Annotated in this window: 22 protein-coding genes; 7 read left to right on the forward strand and 15 right to left on the reverse strand. The window is 39.2% G+C overall.

Going from position 1 to position 21234, the window contains the following annotated elements; translation table 11 throughout:
* Nucleotides 1–68: 68 nt before the first annotated feature.
* Together OB69_RS04995 and OB69_RS05000 are read right to left on the reverse strand one after the other, a co-directional pair.
* Nucleotides 69–1184 (reverse strand): hypothetical protein, encoded by a 1116-nt coding sequence (locus OB69_RS04995; protein WP_157608492.1) that lies wholly within the window; start codon nucleotides 1182–1184, stop codon nucleotides 69–71.
* Between the two features lie 108 nt (nucleotides 1185–1292).
* Nucleotides 1293–1757: a hypothetical protein gene (locus OB69_RS05000; protein ID WP_053222608.1), complete on the reverse strand. Its 465-nt coding sequence runs from the start codon at nucleotides 1755–1757 to the stop codon at nucleotides 1293–1295.
* 255 nt (nucleotides 1758–2012) lie between these two features.
* Here OB69_RS05000 and OB69_RS05005 point away from each other — a divergent pair, with 255 nt between their 5' ends.
* Nucleotides 2013–2360: an arsenate reductase family protein gene (locus tag OB69_RS05005; RefSeq protein WP_053222718.1), complete on the forward strand. Its 348-nt coding sequence runs from the start codon at nucleotides 2013–2015 to the stop codon at nucleotides 2358–2360.
* 8 nt (nucleotides 2361–2368) lie between these two features.
* Here OB69_RS05005 and rpe read toward each other — a convergent pair whose 3' ends face one another.
* The 5 genes from rpe to OB69_RS05030 form a co-directional block, all read right to left on the reverse strand.
* Nucleotides 2369–3025, reverse strand: coding sequence for a ribulose-phosphate 3-epimerase (gene rpe / locus OB69_RS05010; protein WP_053222609.1), 657 nt, complete (start codon nucleotides 3023–3025; stop codon nucleotides 2369–2371).
* 15 nt (nucleotides 3026–3040) lie between these two features.
* Entirely contained in the window at nucleotides 3041–4645 is a 1605-nt protein-coding gene (locus OB69_RS05015; RefSeq protein WP_053222610.1) for a S8 family serine peptidase, read from the reverse strand.
* Nucleotides 4638–5357 (reverse strand): hypothetical protein, encoded by a 720-nt coding sequence (locus OB69_RS05020; protein ID WP_157608493.1) that lies wholly within the window; start codon nucleotides 5355–5357, stop codon nucleotides 4638–4640. The genes OB69_RS05015 and OB69_RS05020 overlap by 8 nt, the downstream gene beginning before the upstream one ends.
* A gap of 117 nt (nucleotides 5358–5474) precedes the next feature.
* Nucleotides 5475–5717, reverse strand: a complete 243-nt coding sequence (locus tag OB69_RS05025) for a DUF6952 family protein (RefSeq protein ID WP_053222612.1) — start codon at nucleotides 5715–5717, stop codon at nucleotides 5475–5477.
* 1 nt (nucleotide 5718) lies between these two features.
* Complete coding sequence (locus OB69_RS05030) at nucleotides 5719–6036, reverse strand: thioredoxin family protein (RefSeq protein ID WP_053222613.1); 318 nt, start codon at nucleotides 6034–6036, stop codon at nucleotides 5719–5721.
* Between the two features lie 166 nt (nucleotides 6037–6202).
* Here OB69_RS05030 and trpF point away from each other — a divergent pair, with 166 nt between their 5' ends.
* The gene (gene trpF, locus OB69_RS05035) at nucleotides 6203–6802 is read left to right on the forward strand and encodes a phosphoribosylanthranilate isomerase (RefSeq protein WP_053222614.1); all 600 of its coding nucleotides are present in this window, start codon (nucleotides 6203–6205) and stop codon (nucleotides 6800–6802) included.
* A 59-nt stretch (nucleotides 6803–6861) separates the two neighbouring features.
* Nucleotides 6862–7362: a SixA phosphatase family protein gene (locus OB69_RS05040; RefSeq protein ID WP_053222615.1), complete on the forward strand. Its 501-nt coding sequence runs from the start codon at nucleotides 6862–6864 to the stop codon at nucleotides 7360–7362.
* Here OB69_RS05040 and OB69_RS05045 read toward each other — a convergent pair.
* The 4 genes from OB69_RS05045 to OB69_RS05060 all read right to left on the reverse strand — a co-directional run bounded on the left by OB69_RS05045 (nucleotide 7359) and on the right by OB69_RS05060 (nucleotide 10695).
* Nucleotides 7359–8258: a lysylphosphatidylglycerol synthase transmembrane domain-containing protein gene (locus OB69_RS05045; RefSeq protein ID WP_053222616.1), complete on the reverse strand. Its 900-nt coding sequence runs from the start codon at nucleotides 8256–8258 to the stop codon at nucleotides 7359–7361. The two genes, OB69_RS05040 and OB69_RS05045, sit on opposite strands and share 4 nt — an antisense overlap.
* Nucleotides 8239–9183 carry a glycosyltransferase family 2 protein gene (locus tag OB69_RS05050; RefSeq protein ID WP_053222719.1) on the reverse strand — a complete coding sequence of 315 codons (945 nt, stop codon included), beginning with the start codon at nucleotides 9181–9183 and terminating at the stop codon, nucleotides 8239–8241. The genes OB69_RS05045 and OB69_RS05050 overlap by 20 nt, the downstream gene beginning before the upstream one ends.
* 76 nt (nucleotides 9184–9259) lie before the next feature.
* On the reverse strand, nucleotides 9260–9631 hold the full coding sequence (locus OB69_RS05055) for a cupin domain-containing protein (protein WP_053222617.1): 372 nt from the start codon (nucleotides 9629–9631) through the stop codon (nucleotides 9260–9262).
* Nucleotides 9632–9648: 17 nt separating this feature from the next.
* The gene (locus OB69_RS05060; protein ID WP_053222618.1) at nucleotides 9649–10695 is read right to left on the reverse strand and encodes an adenylate/guanylate cyclase domain-containing protein; all 1047 of its coding nucleotides are present in this window, start codon (nucleotides 10693–10695) and stop codon (nucleotides 9649–9651) included.
* Nucleotides 10696–10915: 220 nt separating this feature from the next.
* Between OB69_RS05060 and OB69_RS05065 the strand changes: the two genes are divergently transcribed.
* The 3 genes from OB69_RS05065 to OB69_RS05075 all read left to right on the forward strand — a co-directional run bounded on the left by OB69_RS05065 (nucleotide 10916) and on the right by OB69_RS05075 (nucleotide 13196).
* Entirely contained in the window at nucleotides 10916–11737 is an 822-nt protein-coding gene (locus OB69_RS05065; protein ID WP_185096865.1) for a glucosaminidase domain-containing protein, read from the forward strand.
* Nucleotides 11734–12774: a polysaccharide deacetylase family protein gene (locus OB69_RS05070; RefSeq protein ID WP_053222620.1), complete on the forward strand. Its 1041-nt coding sequence runs from the start codon at nucleotides 11734–11736 to the stop codon at nucleotides 12772–12774. Before OB69_RS05065 ends, OB69_RS05070 begins: the two co-directional genes overlap by 4 nt.
* Nucleotides 12775–12845: 71 nt before the next feature.
* The gene (locus OB69_RS05075; protein WP_053222621.1) at nucleotides 12846–13196 is read left to right on the forward strand and encodes a bleomycin resistance protein; all 351 of its coding nucleotides are present in this window, start codon (nucleotides 12846–12848) and stop codon (nucleotides 13194–13196) included.
* A gap of 20 nt (nucleotides 13197–13216) precedes the next feature.
* Here OB69_RS05075 and OB69_RS05080 read toward each other — a convergent pair whose 3' ends face one another.
* The 4 genes from OB69_RS05080 to OB69_RS05095 all read right to left on the reverse strand — a co-directional run bounded on the left by OB69_RS05080 (nucleotide 13217) and on the right by OB69_RS05095 (nucleotide 19568).
* A complete protein-coding gene (locus OB69_RS05080; protein ID WP_053222622.1) occupies nucleotides 13217–14878 on the reverse strand; it encodes an amidase in 1662 nt (553 codons plus the stop codon).
* 293 nt (nucleotides 14879–15171) lie between these two features.
* Nucleotides 15172–17856, reverse strand: coding sequence for an ABC transporter permease (locus OB69_RS05085; protein WP_053222623.1), 2685 nt, complete (start codon nucleotides 17854–17856; stop codon nucleotides 15172–15174).
* Nucleotides 17856–18185: a PadR family transcriptional regulator gene (locus OB69_RS05090; RefSeq protein WP_053222624.1), complete on the reverse strand. Its 330-nt coding sequence runs from the start codon at nucleotides 18183–18185 to the stop codon at nucleotides 17856–17858. Before OB69_RS05090 ends, OB69_RS05085 begins: the two co-directional genes overlap by 1 nt.
* 456 nt (nucleotides 18186–18641) lie before the next feature.
* A complete protein-coding gene (locus tag OB69_RS05095) occupies nucleotides 18642–19568 on the reverse strand; it encodes a C1 family peptidase (RefSeq protein WP_053222625.1) in 927 nt (308 codons plus the stop codon).
* A 129-nt stretch (nucleotides 19569–19697) separates the two neighbouring features.
* Here OB69_RS05095 and OB69_RS05100 point away from each other — a divergent pair, with 129 nt between their 5' ends.
* Nucleotides 19698–20477 carry a S1/P1 nuclease gene (locus OB69_RS05100; RefSeq protein WP_053222626.1) on the forward strand — a complete coding sequence of 260 codons (780 nt, stop codon included), beginning with the start codon at nucleotides 19698–19700 and terminating at the stop codon, nucleotides 20475–20477.
* Nucleotides 20478–21234: the final 757 nt, after the last annotated feature.

Here is a 21234-nt window from a genome sequence, read left to right on the forward strand (position 1 = left end):
TATAATGTGGCAAGATACTAAAATTTGTTAGAGTAAAAGGGTAAAATGAAGACTAAAAATGGCGGTTTTTAATCGTTTCCTCCGCCATATTTCACTTTCTTCTTTTTGGTTTGACCGAACTGGCCAGTACGTGGATTTTGCGGTTGGAATATAGACCTTCCACGATAGATTTTACCGTTGAAAATATGCTCCATTTGTACCCGGTTTGCCCCATGCCTATTTCTAGGATATGTTGGGTATTTTATCAGTGCCCCAATATCAATGGTAAACAGGCTTAGCGAGTGTGCTGTGGTGATGAATTCATCAGATAGACTGTATTTCCTCATTTCGAAAGAAGGGCGCATATAAAGCTTGAAATACTTCGAAACTTTCTTTTCAATGATAAACCCCACATTAAAGAAAGGATCATAGGTGACCAAGTCTTGATTAAGATGAGATGATTTAGTTTTCCAAACTCCCCCACTGGCATCGATCATAAAAGAGAAATCCATAAAAGTATATGCATTGTAGGTTAATGACCCAAAGAGCTTTGTGGTAGAAATTTTAGTTTGTGGTACATTGAAGTACCTCAGTCTGTCGTCCACCTCTTGATAATGAACTTTATTTGTAAACTTTAATGCACCTGTACTTATTCCTAAACCTATACGTAGCATCTCTTTCTCAGACATTACGCGCTCACCTGTTGTTTTTAACCTCAGCTTATCTACTTTATTTAAAGAGAAAGAAACTCTTAAAGTAAGAGGATTGATTCTTCCACTATTTTTATAAATCACCGAAGCTGTATCGGTTCTTACAATTTGAGAATCGTCATCAACTCTATAAATATTTGTTGGGGTCAAATCATTGAACCAGTTAGAATAGGCATTATATGGGCCTGAGGTAGATTCTTGACCAATGGGCATGATGTATAACTGATCTCCTCTTGGGTTGCGAACTACAGAAACATCTGTCAATTCATTTTGATACAGAAAAAAACCATAGCCCTTTTCTAACTGTAGATTGAATTTATTTAGCATTACCCGTACAGGGCTTACCATTTTTGCCTCTTTGGGTTCGGTAGCCTCGCCTGGGGCAAAAGCCTGTACATCGCTTTTGTTTTTCTTTTTCCAAAATTGCGCATTCACCTCATTAGAAGCTAATGATGAAAGTAGTATCAGAAGGATAAGTAAGCGTCCGTTTTTCAAGATTTGCAATGTTTAGACTAATAAAGGAAAACTATCGGATTTATTATCAAAGACAAATAAAAAAGGCCGCATCACTGCGACCTTTCTGACTTAGTATGTTAAGGTTGATTAAGGTTTCTCTGCTGCTAATTCAGCCATCATGGCGTCAATTTTAGCTTTAGTTTCTCCACCACTTGCATATGCTTTTTTTACCGCATTATATGCCGAAGCTCCTAAAGAATATTTAGCTAAATTATTCACTACAACACCTGCTGCATCTGTTCTGTCTTTCACTCTTTTCTGAACAATACCATAGAATTGTTTTTCAAAGTCTGAAGCATCTGCTGGTAATTTATTTACATCTCCTTTTGCTGCAGCATCTAACTCAGCGTATCTATTTCCATCAATCCCCTCTTGCTTTTCAATCAGATCATTAACATATGGGCTAATTTTGTCCGTAATAGCTTTTTGTGCCAACATAATAATGGCATAATCTTTCATGTCTTGATCAGTGATTCCTTGAGCTTTTACTGCGGTTGAAGTCAAAGTTACCATCAAGCAAACCAATACAGCTTTAGTTAAGTTTTTCATCATGTTTTCTCCTCTTAGTCGTTTAGTGTTAATTTTGATTTTACAAATAATAGCATTCGATCAAATAATACAAGAGAAAAATTGCCTAATGACTCAATTGACCGATATTTTTTTTTGTGTCCACCATTAGTTAGCACTATTTAACGATCTATTTAGTTTATAGGCCAGAAATGCTTAATCATTGCAAATGAAAAACCTAGATTGGCTTTGCATTTAGTTTTTAGAATAGAAATTTGAAATATGAACCCCAATAGCACTATGAAAAAAGTATACTATCTCTCCACTTGTTCTACTTGTAAACGAATAATGGATGAACTGAACCTGTCAGATTTTGAGAAGCAAGACATTAAAACAGAAGCCATCACTGCTGATCAGTTGGAGCAGATGAAGGAGATGTCGGGCTCTTATGAGTCACTTTTCAGCAGAAAAGCAATGAAATTCAGGTCGATGGGGCTTAACGAGATGGATTTGGATGAAAAAGATTACCGTAAATACATTTTAGAAGAGTACACCTTTTTAAAGCGCCCAGTATTTATAGTAAACAACCAGATTTTTGTTGGAAACAGTAAAAAGGTGGTAGAAGAATTGAAGGCCTTATTAAACTAAGGCCACTACTACCCTATTCTTTTCAATTCTTCTATGGTAGCCAAAGGGTCGAGTGATTTAAACACGAAACTACCAGCCACAAGTACATCTGCACCTGCTTCCATCAATAAGGGTGCGTTAGTAGCATTTACTCCACCATCAATTTCAATTAGGGTTTTGGCATCGTTTTCGGCAATTATCTCTTTTAATTGACGTACTTTCTTATACGTATTTTCAATGAATTTCTGACCGCCAAAACCAGGGTTAACCGACATTATACATACCATGTCGATGTCGCAGATAATATCTTCGAGTAACTGAACATTGGTATGAGGGTTTAATGCCACTCCTGCTTTACAGTCGAGCGACTTAATTACCTGAAGGGTTCTGTGTAAATGATCGCAAGCCTCGTAATGCACGGTAATAGTAGCTGCTCCTGCATTCCTAAAGTCTTCCAAATAACGATCAGGCTGTTCGATCATTAAATGAACATCTAAAGGTTTTTTAGCATGCTTGTAAATGGCTTCGCAAACAGGTAGACCGAAAGAAATATTCGGTACAAACATTCCATCCATGACATCAACATGAATCCAGTCCGCTTGACTTTCATTCAACATTTCAACATCTCGCTGCAAATTGGCAAAGTCGGCAGCTAAAACGGAAGGGGCTATAATGGGTGCGTTCATGCCCCAAATATAAGGCTAATATTTTATGATTTTCTTCTTGAAACTGGTTCTTTGACCATTGATTCTAAGAATATAAATTCCAGCCGTTTGATTGCTCAAATCAATCTGAATACGGTTACTGCTCCTTTGTGGTACAATTTGAAAGCTATTTACTTGCTTACCATTTATATCGATTAATGTTACAGTTGCAGATTCGCTCAAGAAACTCTCTGGAAAGATGAGGTTAATAAAGCCATCTGAAGTTGGGTTTGGGTAAGCCAAAACTTCATTTTCTAACGGTTCTGGGGTAAAAGCCAATTCATAAGCCCTAATATAATTTGGTATGCCATAGCCCAATTCATTATCTGGGCTATCGAATTGATGACCACTTTTTCTAATTAAATCCAACAACTCTAGGTTAGTGAGTTCAGGAAAAGCCTGCCAAAGACATGTTGCAAAGCCTGTTACCACAGGGCCAGAAAACGAAGTTCCATTCTGAAATGAGATATTACCAGAAGCGGTTATAACAGCTGTTCCTTGTCCTAATGCACTTACATCAGGTTTTATTCGGTTATCTGCAGAGGGACCGAAACTGCTAAAACTCGCCCTAAAACCAGTAGCATCTATGGCGCCAACTGACAGAACATTTTCACTATCGGAAGGTGCAGTTATAAAACGCCATACTTTATTTCCTTCATTCCCTGCGCTGTTGATCAATGCTATGCCTTTAGTAGCTGCAATGTTAGCGGCTTTGGTGATAATTGCTGTTTTGCCATCCATATCGCTATAAGTATAACTCATGGTAGCATCATCAAACACACTGTAACCCAGTGATGTATTGATAAGATCTACTCCGACACTATCAGCCATTTCTGCAGCAAAAAGCCAATTATATTCTTCTACTCGATACTCTCCTGGAGCTTCGGTAACACATAAAATATAATTGGCGGCTGGTGCTGCCCCTATATATTCATTTGGGTTGTTGGCTGCTAGAATGGATAAAACCCTTGTGCCATGTGATTCATTGTTTTCAACAGTAGTTGTATTCGTAACATAATTCTTCTGTGCTACAATTTTGTTGGAAGTAAATAAATGTTGCAATGCCGCAATTTGACTCATGTTCTGAAAACCACCATCAAACACTCCTATTAACATTCCCTGTCCTTCAAAACCATCTTCATGCATTTCATCGATACCTAGCATGTTGTTTTGAAAGTCTGCCGCTCCTGCGTTAGCAAACTTACTGTTGGCTTCATTACCGCCTATGCCACCAGAGGGAACTTGGCCTGGCGCAACATATTCTACTCTTTCCACAAAACTTAAGGCTTCCACAAGGTTCACAGAGGAAGTTTCCATTTCAACCAAAATGCCATTCATCCATTTGCTTCGGTGAATTGCCTTGATGCCTAAGTTGCTTAAGGCATCTATATAAGTTTGGTTTACGGGCAGGTCGTTTTCAACAATAGAGATACGCTGTTTTTCCCTTCTTTGAATTGATCTTTGGGAAAGGTATTGACTTGGATTGCTAATGGAATATGGAGAGTTTAACTTATCGGTAAAGAAAACCATGTATCGGTCTTGGGCCGAAAGGCTAAAACCAATAAAGATTAATATTACAATTAGCTTAGTCTTTCTACTCATTTATAAAACCATGTGCATAAATGGTTTCTCTGTAAAATCGCCCTGATTCAATTTTTTCTTCGCCTAAGCATTCTTGGCGAGAACATATCTTCACTACATTATAGAGCTTAGAAATTAAACCAATACTATCGGCATAAATTTCTCGTCTTATGTTTCTGAAGGTAATTCCATCTTCATCATTTTCTTGCTCTATGGTCATGGTAGAGGTAGTCTCCAGGTCATTATTCACCGCTATATTGGTGAGCACCCCAAAGTTCAATATCTTAAACTGATCGGCTTCTTTAGTATTAAAAATGTTCCCATCCCAAACGCGTTCGGCCTGCGAAGGGAATACCATTTTTACGATTGAAATGTTGTTCTCGATCGAAACGGCCCTATCCTTTTCTATCCTAGCTGTCCAAACTGAATCTAAAACCCATGGTTGAGTATCGTTGTCGCGGGTTAAGCGATGGATGATTCTCGATTCCTCTCCTTGACTATTGACAAAAGATTGATGAACCTCTTCTCTCAATTGGTACACAAGTGTGTCGCTGATATCTACTGCTGAATACCTGATTTCACGTACATTATATTCGCGATACTTATTCTCCACCATAAAGAAATAACTCTTTCCTTGGTCGGCATCCGGTGCAGGAATTGGGGCTTCACCTGTTTGGCAAGATGAAAGTGCAAGAATGACAATGAAAAAGGATAAGCAGGCTTTTTTCCACATAGGACAAATATAGAACTTCAAAACAAACGAAATATCAATAGAATCAGTATAAAAAAAATGGTACTGCAAAAAGTATTGCACTACCATTTCTCTTTTTACCCGAACAAATATAAGGCTTTAGCTTATAGATGTCCTCACTTTTTGAGTGTATTCACGCAAGGCTGTTTTAAAATCAACCCCATTTTTTTCCATTTTCTCTAATATGAAAATGGCCGCAAACACATGTGTAAGTTGCTCACCCTCATCATCTCCTTGAATTTCTATGGCTGGTTTCTGCTCTTCCATCAAAGCTTCTTCAGCTGCTTTTAAATCTTCTAAGGCTACTTCCTCAACTAATTTTTTTATTACCGGAATCTTCATTTCAATTCAATTTCGAAATCATTTCTACTACTTGATCTTCTTTGTTGGAAGCAATGGTTTCTACCAACTCACCATTCTTAAAAATAGCGAAAGTAGGTAAATTAGATACTTTACCTAGGTTACGAGCAATTGGGCTTTCTTCGGCATCTACATCTAAGAATTTAATACCATCAAAACGCTCATCTGCTGATAGTCTTTTGAATTTCGGTGAAAACAATCTGCAGCTACCACACCAGCCAGCAAAATACTTTACTACCACTTTCTCATTTTCTTGAATTTCCTTTTCAAAACTCGTGTCGTTTACTAATACAACTGCCATTTGATATATTGTTCTTTGTTAAATATGCTTAAAAATCGAATTCTGATACTGTCTCTGCAAAGTAATCAGAAGCTTTAAAATTGTATGCAAAACAGCATTAATTCTATTAGTTTTGCCAGCATTCCGAATTCAAACAATCAATTGATTATAGAAAAACTCAATAGGCATGGCATTAAGAACTTTTGTAAAAGTAAGCGGTATAAATAACCTGAGCGATGCTCGCTATTGTGCAGGCATGGAAGTAAATCAGCTTGGATTTGAAATTGAAGAGAACGCATCTAATTACACTGATATTCAGAAATATAAAGAAATTACTGAATGGCTTTCTGGTGTAGAATATGTAGGTGAAATATCCTCAGCCCATAGTGTTATAAAAGCGGTAATTGAAGGTTATCAGTTGGACGCCATCCAAGTTGAACATATTGATCAGATTAATGAAGCACTAGAAACTGGATTGGCAGTAAGCTTTTTAGCCCATGATATGGATTCGGTAAAAGCAGCTTGGGAAACTTCAGGTAAAAAATTGGCTTATATACTTCTCGATGCTTCTGAGATTGACCAAGCCATGCTTAATACTTTATCCAAAGATATTCCAGTAGTATTGGCCTCTGGGTTTACAGCAGAAACCGTAACAGAATTAGCCAAAAGTGACCTAAAAGGAATTGCCATTCAGGGAGGAAATGAAATAAGACCCGGCTATAAAGACTTTGATGAAATGGCCGATATTTTGGAAACCCTTGAGATTGATGACCTTGCCGATGAGTAGTTTCCTTTACTAAACGCTAAAGAACTTTTTCTATATTGGCTTCAAATAATAATCAGACCATGAAAAAGTTCTTACTCGTTGCCCTGTTTTCTTTAAGCTTTTTAGGCTGTATTGCTCAAACCAATACGGAAGCGACTACTTTTATTTTAGTGCGCCATGCAGAAAAAGGAACGGATGACCCACGCGATCCATCATTAAATGAAGAAGGTAAGCTAAGGGCTAAAAAACTACACCACATGTTATCTTCGGCTGAAGTTGCGGCTATTTATTCATCACCTTATAAAAGAACCAGAGAAACAGTTGTTCCCCTAGCCTCCCAACTCGGACTTGAAATTCAGGAATACAACCCGAGTAATAATAGTTTTGCTGATGATATAGTAAAGAACTACAAAGGAAAAACGGTTTTAGTGTCAGGTCATTCTAACACTGTTCCTGGTTTAGCGAATTACCTTTTGGGTGAAAAGAAATTTGAACAGCTGGATGAAAGTGAATACAGTAAAATATTCATTGTTACAGTTAATAAAATAGGAAAAGCCAGGGTAATGGTTCTGAATTATTAATTGCCTTTGCTTTTTGCCTCAATAGATTTTACCTGACGCAGGTAAATTAGCCCAATGAGCGAGCTAAACAGCGTGATTAGGAAAAATAGCGAGGCAAAAGCTAATGCCGCATTCTTATCTAAGTTGAAAAGATCTGGAGCAGCACCCAAAACCATTATACCTTCTCTTACACCAAGTCCACCGGGTAATGATATTGGAAATGCAGCAGCTACAGAGGAAGTTAAAAATAGCGTGAAGTAGTCTAAATAACCATCGGTAACGCTCAGGCTTTTCAGCATAAAAAATGCACATAGCACTTGTAGTATTTGCGAAACCAACGACTGTAAATTGGTAATATGGTTTACTTTTTTAAACGTTGGAAAAAGAAAATAAACCAGAAGGTAATAGCATGGATAAGCGATAAACAATCCCACCCAAATGAGAAATCCGTAGCCTTCCATTAAGCCATATGCCTCTCCGCCAATAAGGGCCATAAGAAAAGTTAAGAAACCAAGTGCTACTACTCCGCTGATACGATCGAGCAGTGTGGCTGCAATTAAGCCTTTAACGGGTGATTTAAAACGTTTATTGAGCAAGTACACTTTATAGCCATCTCCCCCAATTCCTCCGGGGAAAACCTGATTATAGAGCATTCCCACATAATATAGCTTGAGGTTAAATTGAGCATTTAAATCAAGTTGAATGGCCTGAAAGAAATGATTGAGCCTAAATGCCGCTATTAGTTTGGATAAATTAAATGCTAAAACGGCCAAAACAAGCCAGCCAATATCCACCCCTAAAAGTCGGTTTTTATACTCTTCTAAGTCGATTTCACCAATTACAAAGTAAATAGCAACTACGGCTATCACCAATTGGGCGGCTAGCTTAAGCCATTTTTTACGCTTCTGCTTGTCCAACAAAGACTTCTTTTAAACGATAGACTTTCTTGTCTTGCGACTCATAATAGGTACGCATCATTAGTTCGGCAATAATTCCTACTGTAATGAACTGTATACCACCAAGTAATAGAATGGCTCCTAAAAGCAATAATGGTCTGCCCCAAATATCTTCACCATAACCAAACTTTACCACTAAAAGGTAAATATTGATCATCATTCCTATGGCAAAGGTTAAAATTCCTAAACCTCCAAAAAGGTGCATAGGCTTTCTGAAGTACTTTTGGAAGAAGATCATCAGCATCAAATCGGCCATTACTTTAAATGTTCGATTGATACCGTATTTAGATTCTCCGTGAATTCGTGCGTGGTGATTCACATTCACCTCGGTCATTTTAGCACCTTGAAGTTTGGCTAAAACAGGGATAAAGCGGTGTAATTCACCATAAAGACCAAGGTTTTTGGCGATGTCTTTTTTATAAATTCTTAATGAACAACCATAATCTGAAAGACGAACGTCTGTCAGGTTTCGGATCATCCAGTTGGCTATTTTACTCGGAAACTTACGCAACACAAAGCCATCTTGACGGTTGGCACGCACACCAGCCACTACATCAAATTCACCTTCTTCTAGTTTGGCAAGCATGGTAGGAATATCGGCAGGGTCGTTTTGAAGGTCACCATCCATGGTTACGATGTATTCGCCTTGCGCCATATCAATACCAGCAGACATGGCGGTACTTTGCCCGTGATTCTTATTGAAAATCAAAAGCTTGGTGCGATTGTTTGCAAAAGATTTGATGTTTTTTACGGTATCATCAGTAGAACCGTCATCTACTAAAATTAACTCGTAATCAATGCCTTCTAAGGCTTCGTATTCTTTCTGACAAAGGGGAATAACGTTGTCTTCTTCGTTGTAAACCGTAACAACTACCGATAGCTTCATAGTGTATTTTTCTGCTTGCAAAATAAATGCTTTCAATCTTGAATACCTAACAGGACGTTAAGAGACTGAAAATGGTTCAAATCCATTCCTGATCGTTGTGCGTGCGCTCATGCTGCACTTCACCGGTATGTTGTGTTGCGGCAGGTTCGAAAAGCATCACCCAAACCTCTTCTCCGTTTTCTGTTCGTGGGTTGTGCTCCACTCCTTTCGGAACAATAATCATTTCTCCTTCTTTAATCGTTTCCGTTCTATCTCTAAATTCCATGATCAAAGTGCCTTTCCACACCAAAAACATTTCGTCTTCATTTTCATGGCTGTGCCAAACAAAATCATCCTTCAGTTTGGCCAATTTAACTAATTGACCATTGAGCTCTCCTATTATTTTGGGGGTCCAATGGGCTGAAAACTTGGAGAACTTCTCTGAAATATTGGCTTTAGTATTTTCCATAAGTTGATAGTGGCTTTTTAGGCCCTTTCTAGTGAGTAAATTTTTATCAGTTCATGCTTACCTCTCAATTCTTCTTCGCCAAGCAATTCTGGTTTAAAACCTGTCTGATGACGGATTTTATTATAGTAGCATTCTGAAACCAATAAAAGGCGATCGTATTGATTACATTTCTCTTGTATCCGAGATGTGATATTCATGGTATCTCCATGATAAGCGATTTCTCTTTTAATTTCACCGACTTCAGCCACACTAACTTCACCCTCGTTGATGCCCGCTTTAAAAACAGGCACAAGTCCGTATTTGGCCATATAATTGGCTTCACGTTTTTTTAGTTGATCTTGAAAAGCCCAAAAAGCCTTTAAACAAACTAAGTAGTCCATCGAAGGGGTCGACTTCCAGCTTAGCACCACTTCATCGCCTACATACTGGTAGACTTCAGCACCATATTCATGAATGGCCTGTAAATCGAAAAAACAATCCTGTATAAACTGACTGTAGCGAATATGCCCAAGAGTTTCGGCTATTGTGGTAGAACTCTTGAGGTCGATAAACATGAATACTCGGTTTTCTACGCGGGGAGTATAAAAATCACCTCTCAGTAATTTCCATAAATTACCATCGCCCAACGAGAGGTTGATTTGCCTTAACAAGGCCATAATAAAATTGACAAAGATGGAGTAAAAAAAGGCTAAGATTGCCGAAGGGTTGCTTATAAACTGCCAAAAATCGATTGGTTCATTAAAGCCAAGTGTAAATTTGATCATGAAATAAGCCATTATAAACATAATAGACATTATGACCACGTTACTCGCTAGCCCAAAAAGCTCTAATCTCCACAAAGGAATCCTTCGGTATAAGTAGCGCTCAATTTTAATTTGAGTTAAGCCAAACATAATACCAGCCAAAGGCCCAAAGATAATTACTAAGCGTAAAGCTTGTGCTGGTTCAGCAGTAGTAGGAACATGTAACGTTACACCATAGCTACGCATTATTACCCAAAAAATAATAGCTATGATCCAACCGATGATGTAATCTCGTAATATCCTTAGGTTTCTTTTCTTCATGCGAACTGTTAATGCGGCCCTAAGTTAAATCAGATATATTTAATGGCAATTTTTGAGTCAATCGAAATCTCCAGACTGGTAGAGAACTTAAGTAATGTTTGGAGCTTACGGAATTTATAGTGAATAAATCCAATATTGATTGCACATTTTTTTAAAGTAAAGTATTAGAACGAATATTTAATATCTTTGGCCCATGCCTCAAAGCTACAAAAGGTATAATTTGAAGACACCACTTTCGTTTAGCGTTTTGCTCTGTTTTTTCATTTTTGCTTGCTCAACACCAGAGGTTTCAAACACGGTAACCTTAGAGGTAAAGCATATAGAATTACAAAGCCCCAATGACATCCTTCCGCTGAAAGATTCACTAGTGGCTCCCCTATTGTATTCTCACATCAAGGGCATAGATACACTTGATGTGATTGAGAAAAAGAATAAGTTCATTTCTGCAGTTCTGCCTGCGGTTTTAGTAGCAAAATATAGAATTGAACAAAACAGAAATAAGGTAAAGAACTTACTCAAAAAAGAAGACTGGAGCGAACAGGACAGTACTTTCTATAAGCAACTTTGCACAGATTTTGGTACTGATAACCAAACGGTATTACTGAACCGAATGGTAACCCACCCCAACAGTATTATTTTAGCACAAGCCATAATAGAAAGTGGCTGGGGAAGTTCAAGGGTTTTTCAAGAGGCCAATAACATGTTTGGAATCTGGTCATATAGCCCAAATGAACCCAGAATAGCAGCTAAGTTTCAAAGAGATGGAGAAACTATTTACTTGCGTAAATACGAAGATTTTGCAGATTCTATTGAAGATTATTTAAAGACAGTTGCAAGAGTGAATGCTTATCGTGAATTTAGAGCAGCAAGACTTGTTACTTCAGACCCATATAAACTAATTTCCCATCTGTCTCATTATTCTGAGAGGCGCGAAGAGTATGTAATAGAACTCTCTGCTATGATTCGGTTTAATGAACTAACCAAGTTCGATAATTATATAATCGACCCTTCTTACATCAATTTAAGCGGCAGTATTCAATGAAATACCTTTTAACCTCAGCCTTACTTTTAATAAACACCCTAAGCATTTTAGCACAAGCAAGCATTAAACACGAAGTTACTTCTTTGGTGTACCACAGGTTTGGTGACGACCGATTTCCATCTACAAATATTGCTACTGAAACATTTGAAGAGCATTTAAAATTTTTAAAAGCCCAAGGTTATACTTCTCTCACCATTTCCGAGGTGGTAGACGAAGTGAATGACAGCACAGCTGCGAAACGAAAGTTGGTAGCCATTACTATTGACGATGGTTACAAAAGTTTTTATGAAAATGGACTTCCATTACTCAAGAAATATGGCTTTAAAGCCACTCTGTTTGTAAACACTAAATCAATAGGTTATACCGATTACATGTCGTGGGAAGATATTCGCGAAGCACAAAAGGCAGGTGTTGAAATTGGAAACCACAGCCACAGCCACCCTTTCTTTTTAAGCGTTTCTGAACGAACACGAAATAGCTTTTTCAAAAGCGAAGTACAGGAGAGTCAAAACCTGATGAAAGCCAACCTCAACTTTACGCCTAAAGTTTTTGCCTACCCTTATGGTGAACATGACGAAGAAATGAAGATTGCATTATCTGAAATGGGTTTCAAAGGTGCTGTTGCTCAAAATTCTGGAGTAATCACAGAATACTCCGATGTGTTTCAATTCCCTAGGTTTCCCATGTCAGAGTCTTACGGAGATGTAGATCAGTTTAAGGACAAGATGAAAATGAAAGGATTAGCAGTAACCAATGCCGAAGCCATTTCTACGGGGTATAGTGGCAGTACCGAAAAGCCTAAAATACTTATCGAGTTTAAAGAGAATGGCCTTTTTGTGGAATCCATGCAATGCTTTGTGCAAGGCAGTAAATGCGCTAAATCTATGAGAATTACCCGTGACGGAAATGTAGCACTATCCATTCGTCCGCAAACAGATTTAAAAGCCCGAAGAACTTTATTTACCATTACAATTCCCGACTCTAAAGGCAATTGGCATTGGTACAGCTATTTATGGGTAAACCCAGAAGTTCAATAATTAAAGTTGCTGAGCAAACTTTCGGTATGGGGTTTTAGTTCTAATTTAAGGCGTTTCTAAACTAGTGAATTATGTTAACGAATATACACCCTAAGCTTCCGATGCGCATGAAAAGTGTGACTCAGGATTTCTATATTTCTAAATTGGGTTTTAACGAATTTGGAAACTATGACGGTTACCTAATGGTAAAGAAGGAGGATATAGAAATTCATTTTTTCGAGTTTAAGGAATTGGAACCATCAGAAAATTACGGACAGGTTTATATTAGAACCAATGATATTGATGGCCTTTATCAGTCCTTCTTAGACAATAAAATTGAAATACATCCTGCAGGACATTTGCAATTAAAACCTTGGGGGCAAAAAGAATTTGCCATCCTTGACCCTGACAATAACTTGCTCACTTTTGGGCAGAGTGTTTAATCTAATATCCTAAATAGTAATTATTTAGAAAACAAAGGTGGATGCTTTTCGTCAAAATCTGTCACATTTTGATACGCTCTGGCCAAGCCTAAAATCACTCCCTCATCGTATAAATTCCCAATTAAGGTCAAACTAGTAGGTCGATTTCTTTGGTCGAAACCTGTGGGAATTGTCACTACGGGGTGTCCGGTTAGGTTAGTGGTGAGTAATTGGCTACCGCGAGAAGTTTGCGAAATGATTACATCATATTGCATAAAAAGGGCATTTACTTCTTCAATCAATTGTCTTCTCTGGCGGTTGGCCTGTAAGTATTCCACAGCGGGAATAAAGCGGGCTTGTCGCAACGAATTCGCTCTTGAGCCAGTCGTCTGCTCTACCATATAATCTACCTCACCAGAGCGCACTAAATCATCGAAAAAAGCACCTGCTTCGGAACGCAAAATAATATCGAATACATTGAAGGGGTAATCTGAAGGAAGCTCGATGGCCGTAGGCGTAATTCCCATGTCTTTAAATACAGCCAATGCCGACCTGATGTTATTTCCTGTAGCAGAAGAATCTCGATCAATATCTCTTTTTAAATAAGCTACTTTAAGCTCGCTTGGCTTTTTCGTTGAACGATTGAAAGGTGCTGTGTTGGTTGTAGGATCTTTTGGGTCCTTGCCGTAAATGGCATTAAACACAATTTCGCAATCTTCAGCCGAACGACACATAGGGCCGATTTTATCCATCGACCAGCTTAAGCTCATTACGCCATAGCGGCTCACCCTTCCATAAGTAGGTCGTAAACCGGTAATTCCGTTTCTAGACGAAGGTGAAGTAATCGATCCTAAAGTTTCCGTTCCTAAGGAGAAAGCCACCAAGCCTGCTGATGTAGCCGAACCGGGTCCTGCAGACGATCCGCTAGCGCCTTGATTTAAATCCCAAGGGTTTTTGGTTTTTCCTCCAAACCAAACATCTCCCCTAGCCAATGAACCCGACACCAGTTTTGCAATTAACACCGCTCCTTGGGATTCTAATTGTTTAACTACGCTAGAAGTGTAATCGATCATTTGATGCTCATAAGGAGCCGCTCCCCAAGTGGTTGGGTAACCTTCAACAGCCATCAAATCCTTTACGCCATAAGGAATACCATGCAACATTCCTTTGTAGTTTCCTGCCGCAATTTCCTGATCTGCTTTTTTGGCTTGCGCCATTCCGAGTTCTTCCGTTAGGTTAATCACACTTTGGAGCTGCCCATCATAGCGCTTAATTCGGTCGATGTAGAGTTTGGTAAGTTCTACGGAAGTAATCTTTCTATTCTTTAACAGCGAAGCCAATTGCGGAATACTATAAAAGGCTATTTCCTCTTTATTGGCAGGCAATTCTACATTATCAGGAATAACAAATGGAGCGTTTACTTGAGCCTTTGGAATTTCAAAACCAGCAGGATGTGGATCGAAAGTCATGGCAGGGAAAGTTTCGTTATGGGTTTCGTACTTCCTCAAGGTGTCATATCCGCGTTTATTTCTGCCCAAATACTGATACATGGTATCGATGGCATCTTTCCCGAAATTCATGCCCATTAGCTTCTGCCCGCTTCGAATGTCCCTTTTTGTAAAACCATATTCATTGGTTTTACAGCCAGTGGAAAAGACCAGAACAAAGCAGGTGGCTAAAATGATCGAGAATTGCTTATTCATAATATTTAGGTTAGAGGTTTTGTAATTGAATGTACAAGATGAAAGCTCAATAAAAAGTAAAATTAGGACGAGACACATTTTGCATGTTATTACAAGAACCGAAATTCACCACTGATTTATAAGTGCAATTTACATCAGTGGAAAATATTATTTGGTGCATTATGTTCTCGCTATCAATAGGACATTTTCAATGTGAACAACGGAAATCAATCAATTCAACCTTTCTTCATGTAAAAAATAATGGACTTCTCTTTCCAGGAAGTCCATTGTGATGATATAAATATCTGTCTTGATTATTCCGTTCTCAAAGCCTTTACCGGGTTCGATTTGGCTGCTCTAATGGCATGATAACTAATTACCAATGTGGTTAAGGCAAAAGCCAAAATCCCGCTTAGTAAAAACATATCCACTCCTATATTGATTTGGTAAGCAAAGTCTTTAAGCCAATTGCTCATTAAATACCAGGTAAGCGGCACCGACAATACTATAGCGATCATCAACTGCCAAGAGAAATCACTGAACAGCATAGCAAATATTTTGACGGGGGAAGCACCCAAGATTTTCCGGATTCCAATCTCTTTTACTTTCGTATTCACAATCAGAATAGTAAGGCCCAATAGCCCAATACTGGCAATCAGTATACTTAATACCGTAGCAATACCGACAATTTTATTTACCCTTGCTTCATCCTGATACATCAGGCGTAACTTCTCATCTATAAAATCGAACCTCAATTCTTCGTTAGGGAAAGTGGAAGCCCAAGCCTGATCTAAAATAGATTTCACTTCCAAAAGACTTGTTCCATTGTGCTTGAACACCAATTTTGGGGTGGGTGAATCGTTGATACTGATATCGTTGATGCCAGAGAATATGAGTTGGTCATTTTGCGTAATCACTAAAGGTCTCACTGCACTATGCAGCGACTCAAAATTGAAATCTTCGGTAACGCCAATTATGGAGTGATTACCGAATCCTTCTCCTGGTATTTTCTTTCCAATGGGGTCTGTTAAACCGAAATAATCAACTGCTGCTTGGTTGAGAATAATCGACTCTCGCTTGTCTAAATCCAGAGCAGGGTCAAAGTCTCTACCTTCCTTCATTTGAATGTCAAAACTGGAGATATAATAAGGGTCAACCACCAATAAGTTGAATTGCTTAAAAGCATCATTGTTATCGTTAAAGCCCACTTTCATCCATCCATTCGAACCAAAAATATGGCTACCCATGGCTACATCCGATACATCAGGGTTGGCCTCCAACTTAGTTTTCAATAACTGACCATTCTTAAAACCCGATGTGAAATTATCACCCAAACCCTGCCCTTCGGGATCTGGATATAAAACCACCGACACCATGGCCTCACGATTAAAACCCAAATCTTCGTTCTGAATATAATTGAGCTGCTTTTTCATAATCAAGGTACTCGAAATCAGAAATACCGTGAGCAATAGCTGAAAAACTAAAAGTGATTTACGCAAAACGTTTTTTCCGCCCATGCTAGATTGACCACCCCTCAGTACATTGGTTAATTTAAGGCTGGAAAGCACCAATGCAGGATAAGCTCCTGTAGCCAAACCGATACCCAAAGCCATTACCAAATACACCCAAAGCGACTCGAAATCGAAGGGCATTACCAAATTTGTGTTAGCCAAATTGTTGAAAAGCGGCAAGAGCAAATAGGCCACTACCAAACCAATGACCGTGGCAATAAAACTAATTAAAACGCTTTCCGATAAATACTGCCAAACCAAGCCCGATTTCTGTGCGCCTACTACTTTTCTTACCCCAACTTCTTTGGCGCGTTTCATAGACTGCCCCATAGAAAGCGTGGTGTAGTTAATGCAAGCAATAAGTAACACCAACAAGCCAATGGCTCCAAGCACATATACATATTTAGGATTGCCAACCGGCATATTACCCAAAGGGAAATCAGGGTTTAAGTGGATGTCGGTGAGGGGTTGCAAGCCCAAAGTATATTCACCCTCTTCCATCCTATCACCCAACACCGTTTTTATCATTGCAGGAAGTTTTTCTTCAACCGCTTTCAGTGTAGAATTCTCTTTGACTAGCACAAATGTCTCTGGCGAAACATGAAACCAAGCTTGTAAAGCCCGTTTTTCATACAGTAGCTCATCATTTGCATTCGAAATCATCATGTCAAAACTAAAGCCCGTATTCTTAGGCAAGTCTTTTATAATAGCCGACACATTGAAAATTCGGTTTTCTCCATTCATGAGTACCGAAATCGGTTCACCGATGGGCGTTTTGTTGCCAAAATACTTGGTCGCATAAGCCTCGCTAATTACGATGGAAGTTCTATCTGCCAATGGGTTTTTCTGATTTCCATTTACAATAGGAAATGAAAACATCTCGAAGAATTCTGGACTGGCTATAGCAATCGTCTCATTAATTCTTGCGTTTTCTTCACCCACCAAAAAGTTATTGCGGTTATATTGTACCGCCATTTCTATGTCTGGAATATGATCTTCCAGCGCCTTTTCTAAAGGAAGTGGCGAGTTGGTGTAAAAAAACTGTTGGTCACCACCGTAATCTTCTAATGTCCAGGTACGGTAGATTCTATCTCCTTTTTCATGAAATTTATCAAAGCTTACTTCCTGCTTTACATAAAGTGAAATGAGCAAAAAGCAGGCGATGCCAATGGAGATTCCGGTTACATTTAATAGGGTATTTACCTTCTGCCGCCAAAGTACCCTTGCGGCAATTTTAAAGTTGTTGCGTGTCATTGTTACAATATTTGAGTTGAACCTTGTTGTTTTCTTGATATTGGACCATTTAAAAAAGCGCAGCACATTCCAGGCATAGCGCCAATTGGCACTTCGTTTTCCATGCGCTCGATAGTTGACATGATAGATTTCTTCTAAGTCGCCACTGATTTCTTCCAGAAATTCCTCTTTGCAGAAGAAAGTAAGGAAGCGAAACACCCAGCGTGGTGGCCTTATGGATTGTTGTTCTTTCATTAACTGCTGAATGAAATGTTGGGAATGCGGTTGTACAAGCTCATGCGCTGCTCTTGCACTTCGTCCAAAGCCTTTTTACCAAAGGCAGTGAGTTCGAAAATGCGCTTTCTGCGGCCTCCCCTTTCATTGGTAGAGCCGCCCATTTCAGATTTAACAAAACCTTTTTCATCTAACCGCCTTAAGGCAGAATGAATAGCACTGATATTTACCGATCGACCTGTCTCTTTGGCAATCTCATCCATAATACCTACCCCATAGGCTTCTGGATAAAGGGCGCCTACGGTAAGTAGCACCAGTTCTTCAAATTCTCCGAGGTATGTTCCTTTCATGTGTATCGCTACGATTTAATTACTTACACAAATATAAAAGAAATATATCTTTCACTTATGTACAACTAATTAATATTGATACTGTAGTGAACTGTGGAATGGGTGTATTGGAATGTGTCTAGATGTATTGAAGTGTTGGGGTTTGGATGTGTTGAAGAGGAAATAAGTTTAAGCTGAAGCAAACTCGTCAGACCTGTGAATGAAAGGTTTATGTTTATTGCTTAGTGTGTGGAAGTGGAAAGCTTTGACATTTGTTTTTTGATCTTAGGTATTTATTATTTAGAAATGGGCAGCCCTAATATTGCTTCCAGCCTAGCAGACGAATGGTGAGTTGAAGCCGCTAGCATTGCCGACTTTGTATATAGATGAAATGTTAAAAAGCTTGGGCTTCTGATTTCGTATGCAATTCAAAAGGATCATCTCGTTACCTCCGCAACTTTCTCTAGAGGCGAAAACCTACCTCCCACTCACCCCATAAAAAACGGCCATTTCGTTGACGAAAAGCTGGTGAAACTCATTGCTGATATAGAAGTAGCCACCATCGCCCCAGTCGGTTCCCCAAGAGTTTTTTAGGATAAAGCCATCGCTATCAAAGCCTACAATTACTACTTCGTGTCCGCCATAAGCTTTTGGATTTGGGTCGGTGCGGACTACTTTCAGTTCGCCTTTGTATATTTTCGGCAGTAGCTCTTCGCCATACAGCAACTTAGCTGCGCCCATGGTGATATTGGAGGTAATGCCCTTAATGGCAAAGCCTGAACCCTCGAGCCTTAGCCTATCTTCTGGCTTTCCAGAATTGTCCTTCCATTGCGGAGCATATACCGTATAACCCACGACTATAGCTTTATGGCCTTGCAACAGCAGTTGACGAATCAGATCAACATTCCTTCGTTCTTCCACGCTAAAAACCTTCGATTGATTTTCGGCTACAAAAACTTTGGCCTTCGGAACATACTGCGCCATTAAAGAAACCGGCCCAATATCGCCTTCCAAAATCACTTTCCTTAGGTTAGAATCAAAGTCGGACCATTCTGTATAAATGGGGCTGTAAGGCAATTCATATTCGTTGATCAGTCCATATTGCGCCAAACCAATGGCGTAATTGGCTACAAAATCGCCAGCCGTAATTTTGCCCTCCCCCATGTTCCATTCCACCATTTTACGGATGCCGTAAATGTACTTTTCACTGATATCTTTTGGAGCACCCGGTAAAATTTCTAAAGCTGCGGCCACCGCAAAAGCAGTGCAAGTACCTCGGTAGCCTTGATCTTTTACAGGCGACTGATAGGCACGGTAATCGATTTTCAGTTGCTGTGCCTTAGAAGGTCGAATTCCACCCAAAAAAAGAAGAGCAATACATAGGGAAGTGAACAGTGCTTTCATAAAAGTAATTTTTACTGAATCTATTAGATAATTCGATTATTTCAAACTTTATTGATCTAGTCATGATGATTCAATAATGTAGAAGCGATTGAATTTTTATAATCTTGCACTTGAAAGCATTTCGATTTTATGAAGAAGATATTATTACTAGCCACACTATTTATTTTCAGCAGCCATACGCTTAAAGACGAAACCGTTTTTTGGGGGCAAATTGGTCACCGTGCCGTAGGTCATATTGCTGATGGCATGCTAACAAAAAAGGCGCAGAAGCATGTAAAACGAGTTTTAGGCAATGAAACCCTGGCCGTAGTTAGTACTTGGATGGACGATATTAAATCAGACCGTTCTTATAGCTATGCCAACCCTTGGCATTACTGCACCATTCCTGATGGAATGACTTACGAGACTGCTCCTACTCAGGAAGGTGGTGATGTGGTTTGGGCCATAGAAAAAATAATTAGAGAGTTGAAAGCAGGTGGGCTTACTCCTGAGCAAGAAGCCACAAACCTTAAATTCCTCGTGCACCTTGTGGGCGATATTCACCAACCGATGCACGTAGGCAATGGAGAAGATAGAGGCGGAAATGACACTAAAGTGGAATGGTTTGGCAGCAGCACCAACTTACATAGCGTTTGGGACAGCCGTATGATTGAAGGAAAACAATACAGCTATACTGAATTTGCGGATGTGGTAAATCACCCTACCAAAGAGCAGGTTAAAGAATGGCAGGCAGCTACGGTTCGCGATTGGGCGATGGAGTCTATGAGCTACCGTGATAAGATTTATGATATTCCTGAAAACGGAAGGTTGAGTTACGAGTACTCTTATAAGTATTTCGATATCCTAGAACTTAGAATCGCCCAAGCCGGTGTTCGTTTGGCAGGTATCATCAATGATATTTATAAGTAGATAAGCATCTTACGGTGAGAAGAATACGGGTCGCTCCTACGGAGCTTAATTTTCATTTTATACATTTCTACAAATAGTTCGCCCCGATGGGGCTTTCGGCTTGCATATCTCTGTTGGTTTGGTGGAAGGTGCGACCCTCCTAGGGTCGGGTTCTGCATTATGTTATTCTTTACAAATGTATGACCCCTCTGGAGGGCTAAAGGGTGTTTTATTGATGTTTACGTTATAAATGTATGAAATAGATAGGGCTTTGGGCTCAACTTGGGAATTGATAGTCAAAAAAGCCCTGGACTCCTTTTTCATATCAATCTGCACCCCATAAAAGCTGGTACTGATCACCTTTACCAAAACCTATAATCCCATAGGGATGGCCTGTTGGTAGCAGTGAATTAATCACTGCGTCAAGCTCCGTAGGTGCGACCCGATAATGATGGTGAGTTATCCAATGTCTAAAATTGCCCAAGCCGGTGTTCGATTGGCCGGTATTATCAATGATATTTATAAGTAAGCCAATCAAATTCTTATTGTGTTCCGTCCCAAAATAGGTTGACGGTTTTTAAATAATTTATGTTGAACCCTTGGGGCTAGCCTCAAGGGTTTTGTTGTGTATAGGGAGGGTTACTTGATAATCAAGCCCTATGCATAGCAAGCACTTTTCTACTTAGGTTTTGGAGCTGAATTTTGAAGAATGGAAAGCTCAGCGTGGTGGCTAGTCTTGTCATCCCGGCTATTTGGTAACAAATGTTACTCACTTTTA

Origin of the sequence: Roseivirga seohaensis subsp. aquiponti (assembly GCF_001267955.1) — a bacterium.
In the GTDB taxonomy this organism is placed as follows: domain Bacteria; phylum Bacteroidota; class Bacteroidia; order Cytophagales; family Cyclobacteriaceae; genus Roseivirga; species Roseivirga seohaensis.

What these genes read in the sequence shown, in the direction of transcription:
- OB69_RS05000 (WP_053222608.1), bottom strand. Translation starts at nt 1,757, where the DNA reads ATGATGAAAAACTTAACTAAAGCTGTATTGGTTTGCTTGATGGTAACT.
- OB69_RS05005 (WP_053222718.1), top strand. Translation starts at nt 2,013, where the DNA reads ATGAAAAAAGTATACTATCTCTCCACTTGTTCTACTTGTAAACGAATA.
- rpe (WP_053222609.1), bottom strand. Translation starts at nt 3,025, where the DNA reads ATGAACGCACCCATTATAGCCCCTTCCGTTTTAGCTGCCGACTTTGCC.
- OB69_RS05015 (WP_053222610.1), bottom strand. Translation starts at nt 4,645, where the DNA reads ATGAGTAGAAAGACTAAGCTAATTGTAATATTAATCTTTATTGGTTTT.
- OB69_RS05020 (WP_157608493.1), bottom strand. Translation starts at nt 5,357, where the DNA reads ATGTGGAAAAAAGCCTGCTTATCCTTTTTCATTGTCATTCTTGCACTT.
- OB69_RS05025 (WP_053222612.1), bottom strand. Translation starts at nt 5,717, where the DNA reads ATGAAGATTCCGGTAATAAAAAAATTAGTTGAGGAAGTAGCCTTAGAA.
- OB69_RS05030 (WP_053222613.1), bottom strand. Translation starts at nt 6,036, where the DNA reads ATGGCAGTTGTATTAGTAAACGACACGAGTTTTGAAAAGGAAATTCAA.
- trpF (WP_053222614.1), top strand. Translation starts at nt 6,203, where the DNA reads ATGGCATTAAGAACTTTTGTAAAAGTAAGCGGTATAAATAACCTGAGC.
- OB69_RS05040 (WP_053222615.1), top strand. Translation starts at nt 6,862, where the DNA reads ATGAAAAAGTTCTTACTCGTTGCCCTGTTTTCTTTAAGCTTTTTAGGC.
- OB69_RS05050 (WP_053222719.1), bottom strand. Translation starts at nt 9,183, where the DNA reads ATGAAGCTATCGGTAGTTGTTACGGTTTACAACGAAGAAGACAACGTT.
- OB69_RS05055 (WP_053222617.1), bottom strand. Translation starts at nt 9,631, where the DNA reads ATGGAAAATACTAAAGCCAATATTTCAGAGAAGTTCTCCAAGTTTTCA.
- OB69_RS05060 (WP_053222618.1), bottom strand. Translation starts at nt 10,695, where the DNA reads ATGAAGAAAAGAAACCTAAGGATATTACGAGATTACATCATCGGTTGG.
- OB69_RS05070 (WP_053222620.1), top strand. Translation starts at nt 11,734, where the DNA reads ATGAAATACCTTTTAACCTCAGCCTTACTTTTAATAAACACCCTAAGC.
- OB69_RS05075 (WP_053222621.1), top strand. Translation starts at nt 12,846, where the DNA reads ATGTTAACGAATATACACCCTAAGCTTCCGATGCGCATGAAAAGTGTG.
- OB69_RS05080 (WP_053222622.1), bottom strand. Translation starts at nt 14,878, where the DNA reads ATGAATAAGCAATTCTCGATCATTTTAGCCACCTGCTTTGTTCTGGTC.
- OB69_RS05085 (WP_053222623.1), bottom strand. Translation starts at nt 17,856, where the DNA reads ATGAAAGAACAACAATCCATAAGGCCACCACGCTGGGTGTTTCGCTTC.
- OB69_RS05090 (WP_053222624.1), bottom strand. Translation starts at nt 18,185, where the DNA reads ATGAAAGGAACATACCTCGGAGAATTTGAAGAACTGGTGCTACTTACC.
- OB69_RS05095 (WP_053222625.1), bottom strand. Translation starts at nt 19,568, where the DNA reads ATGAAAGCACTGTTCACTTCCCTATGTATTGCTCTTCTTTTTTTGGGT.
- OB69_RS05100 (WP_053222626.1), top strand. Translation starts at nt 19,698, where the DNA reads ATGAAGAAGATATTATTACTAGCCACACTATTTATTTTCAGCAGCCAT.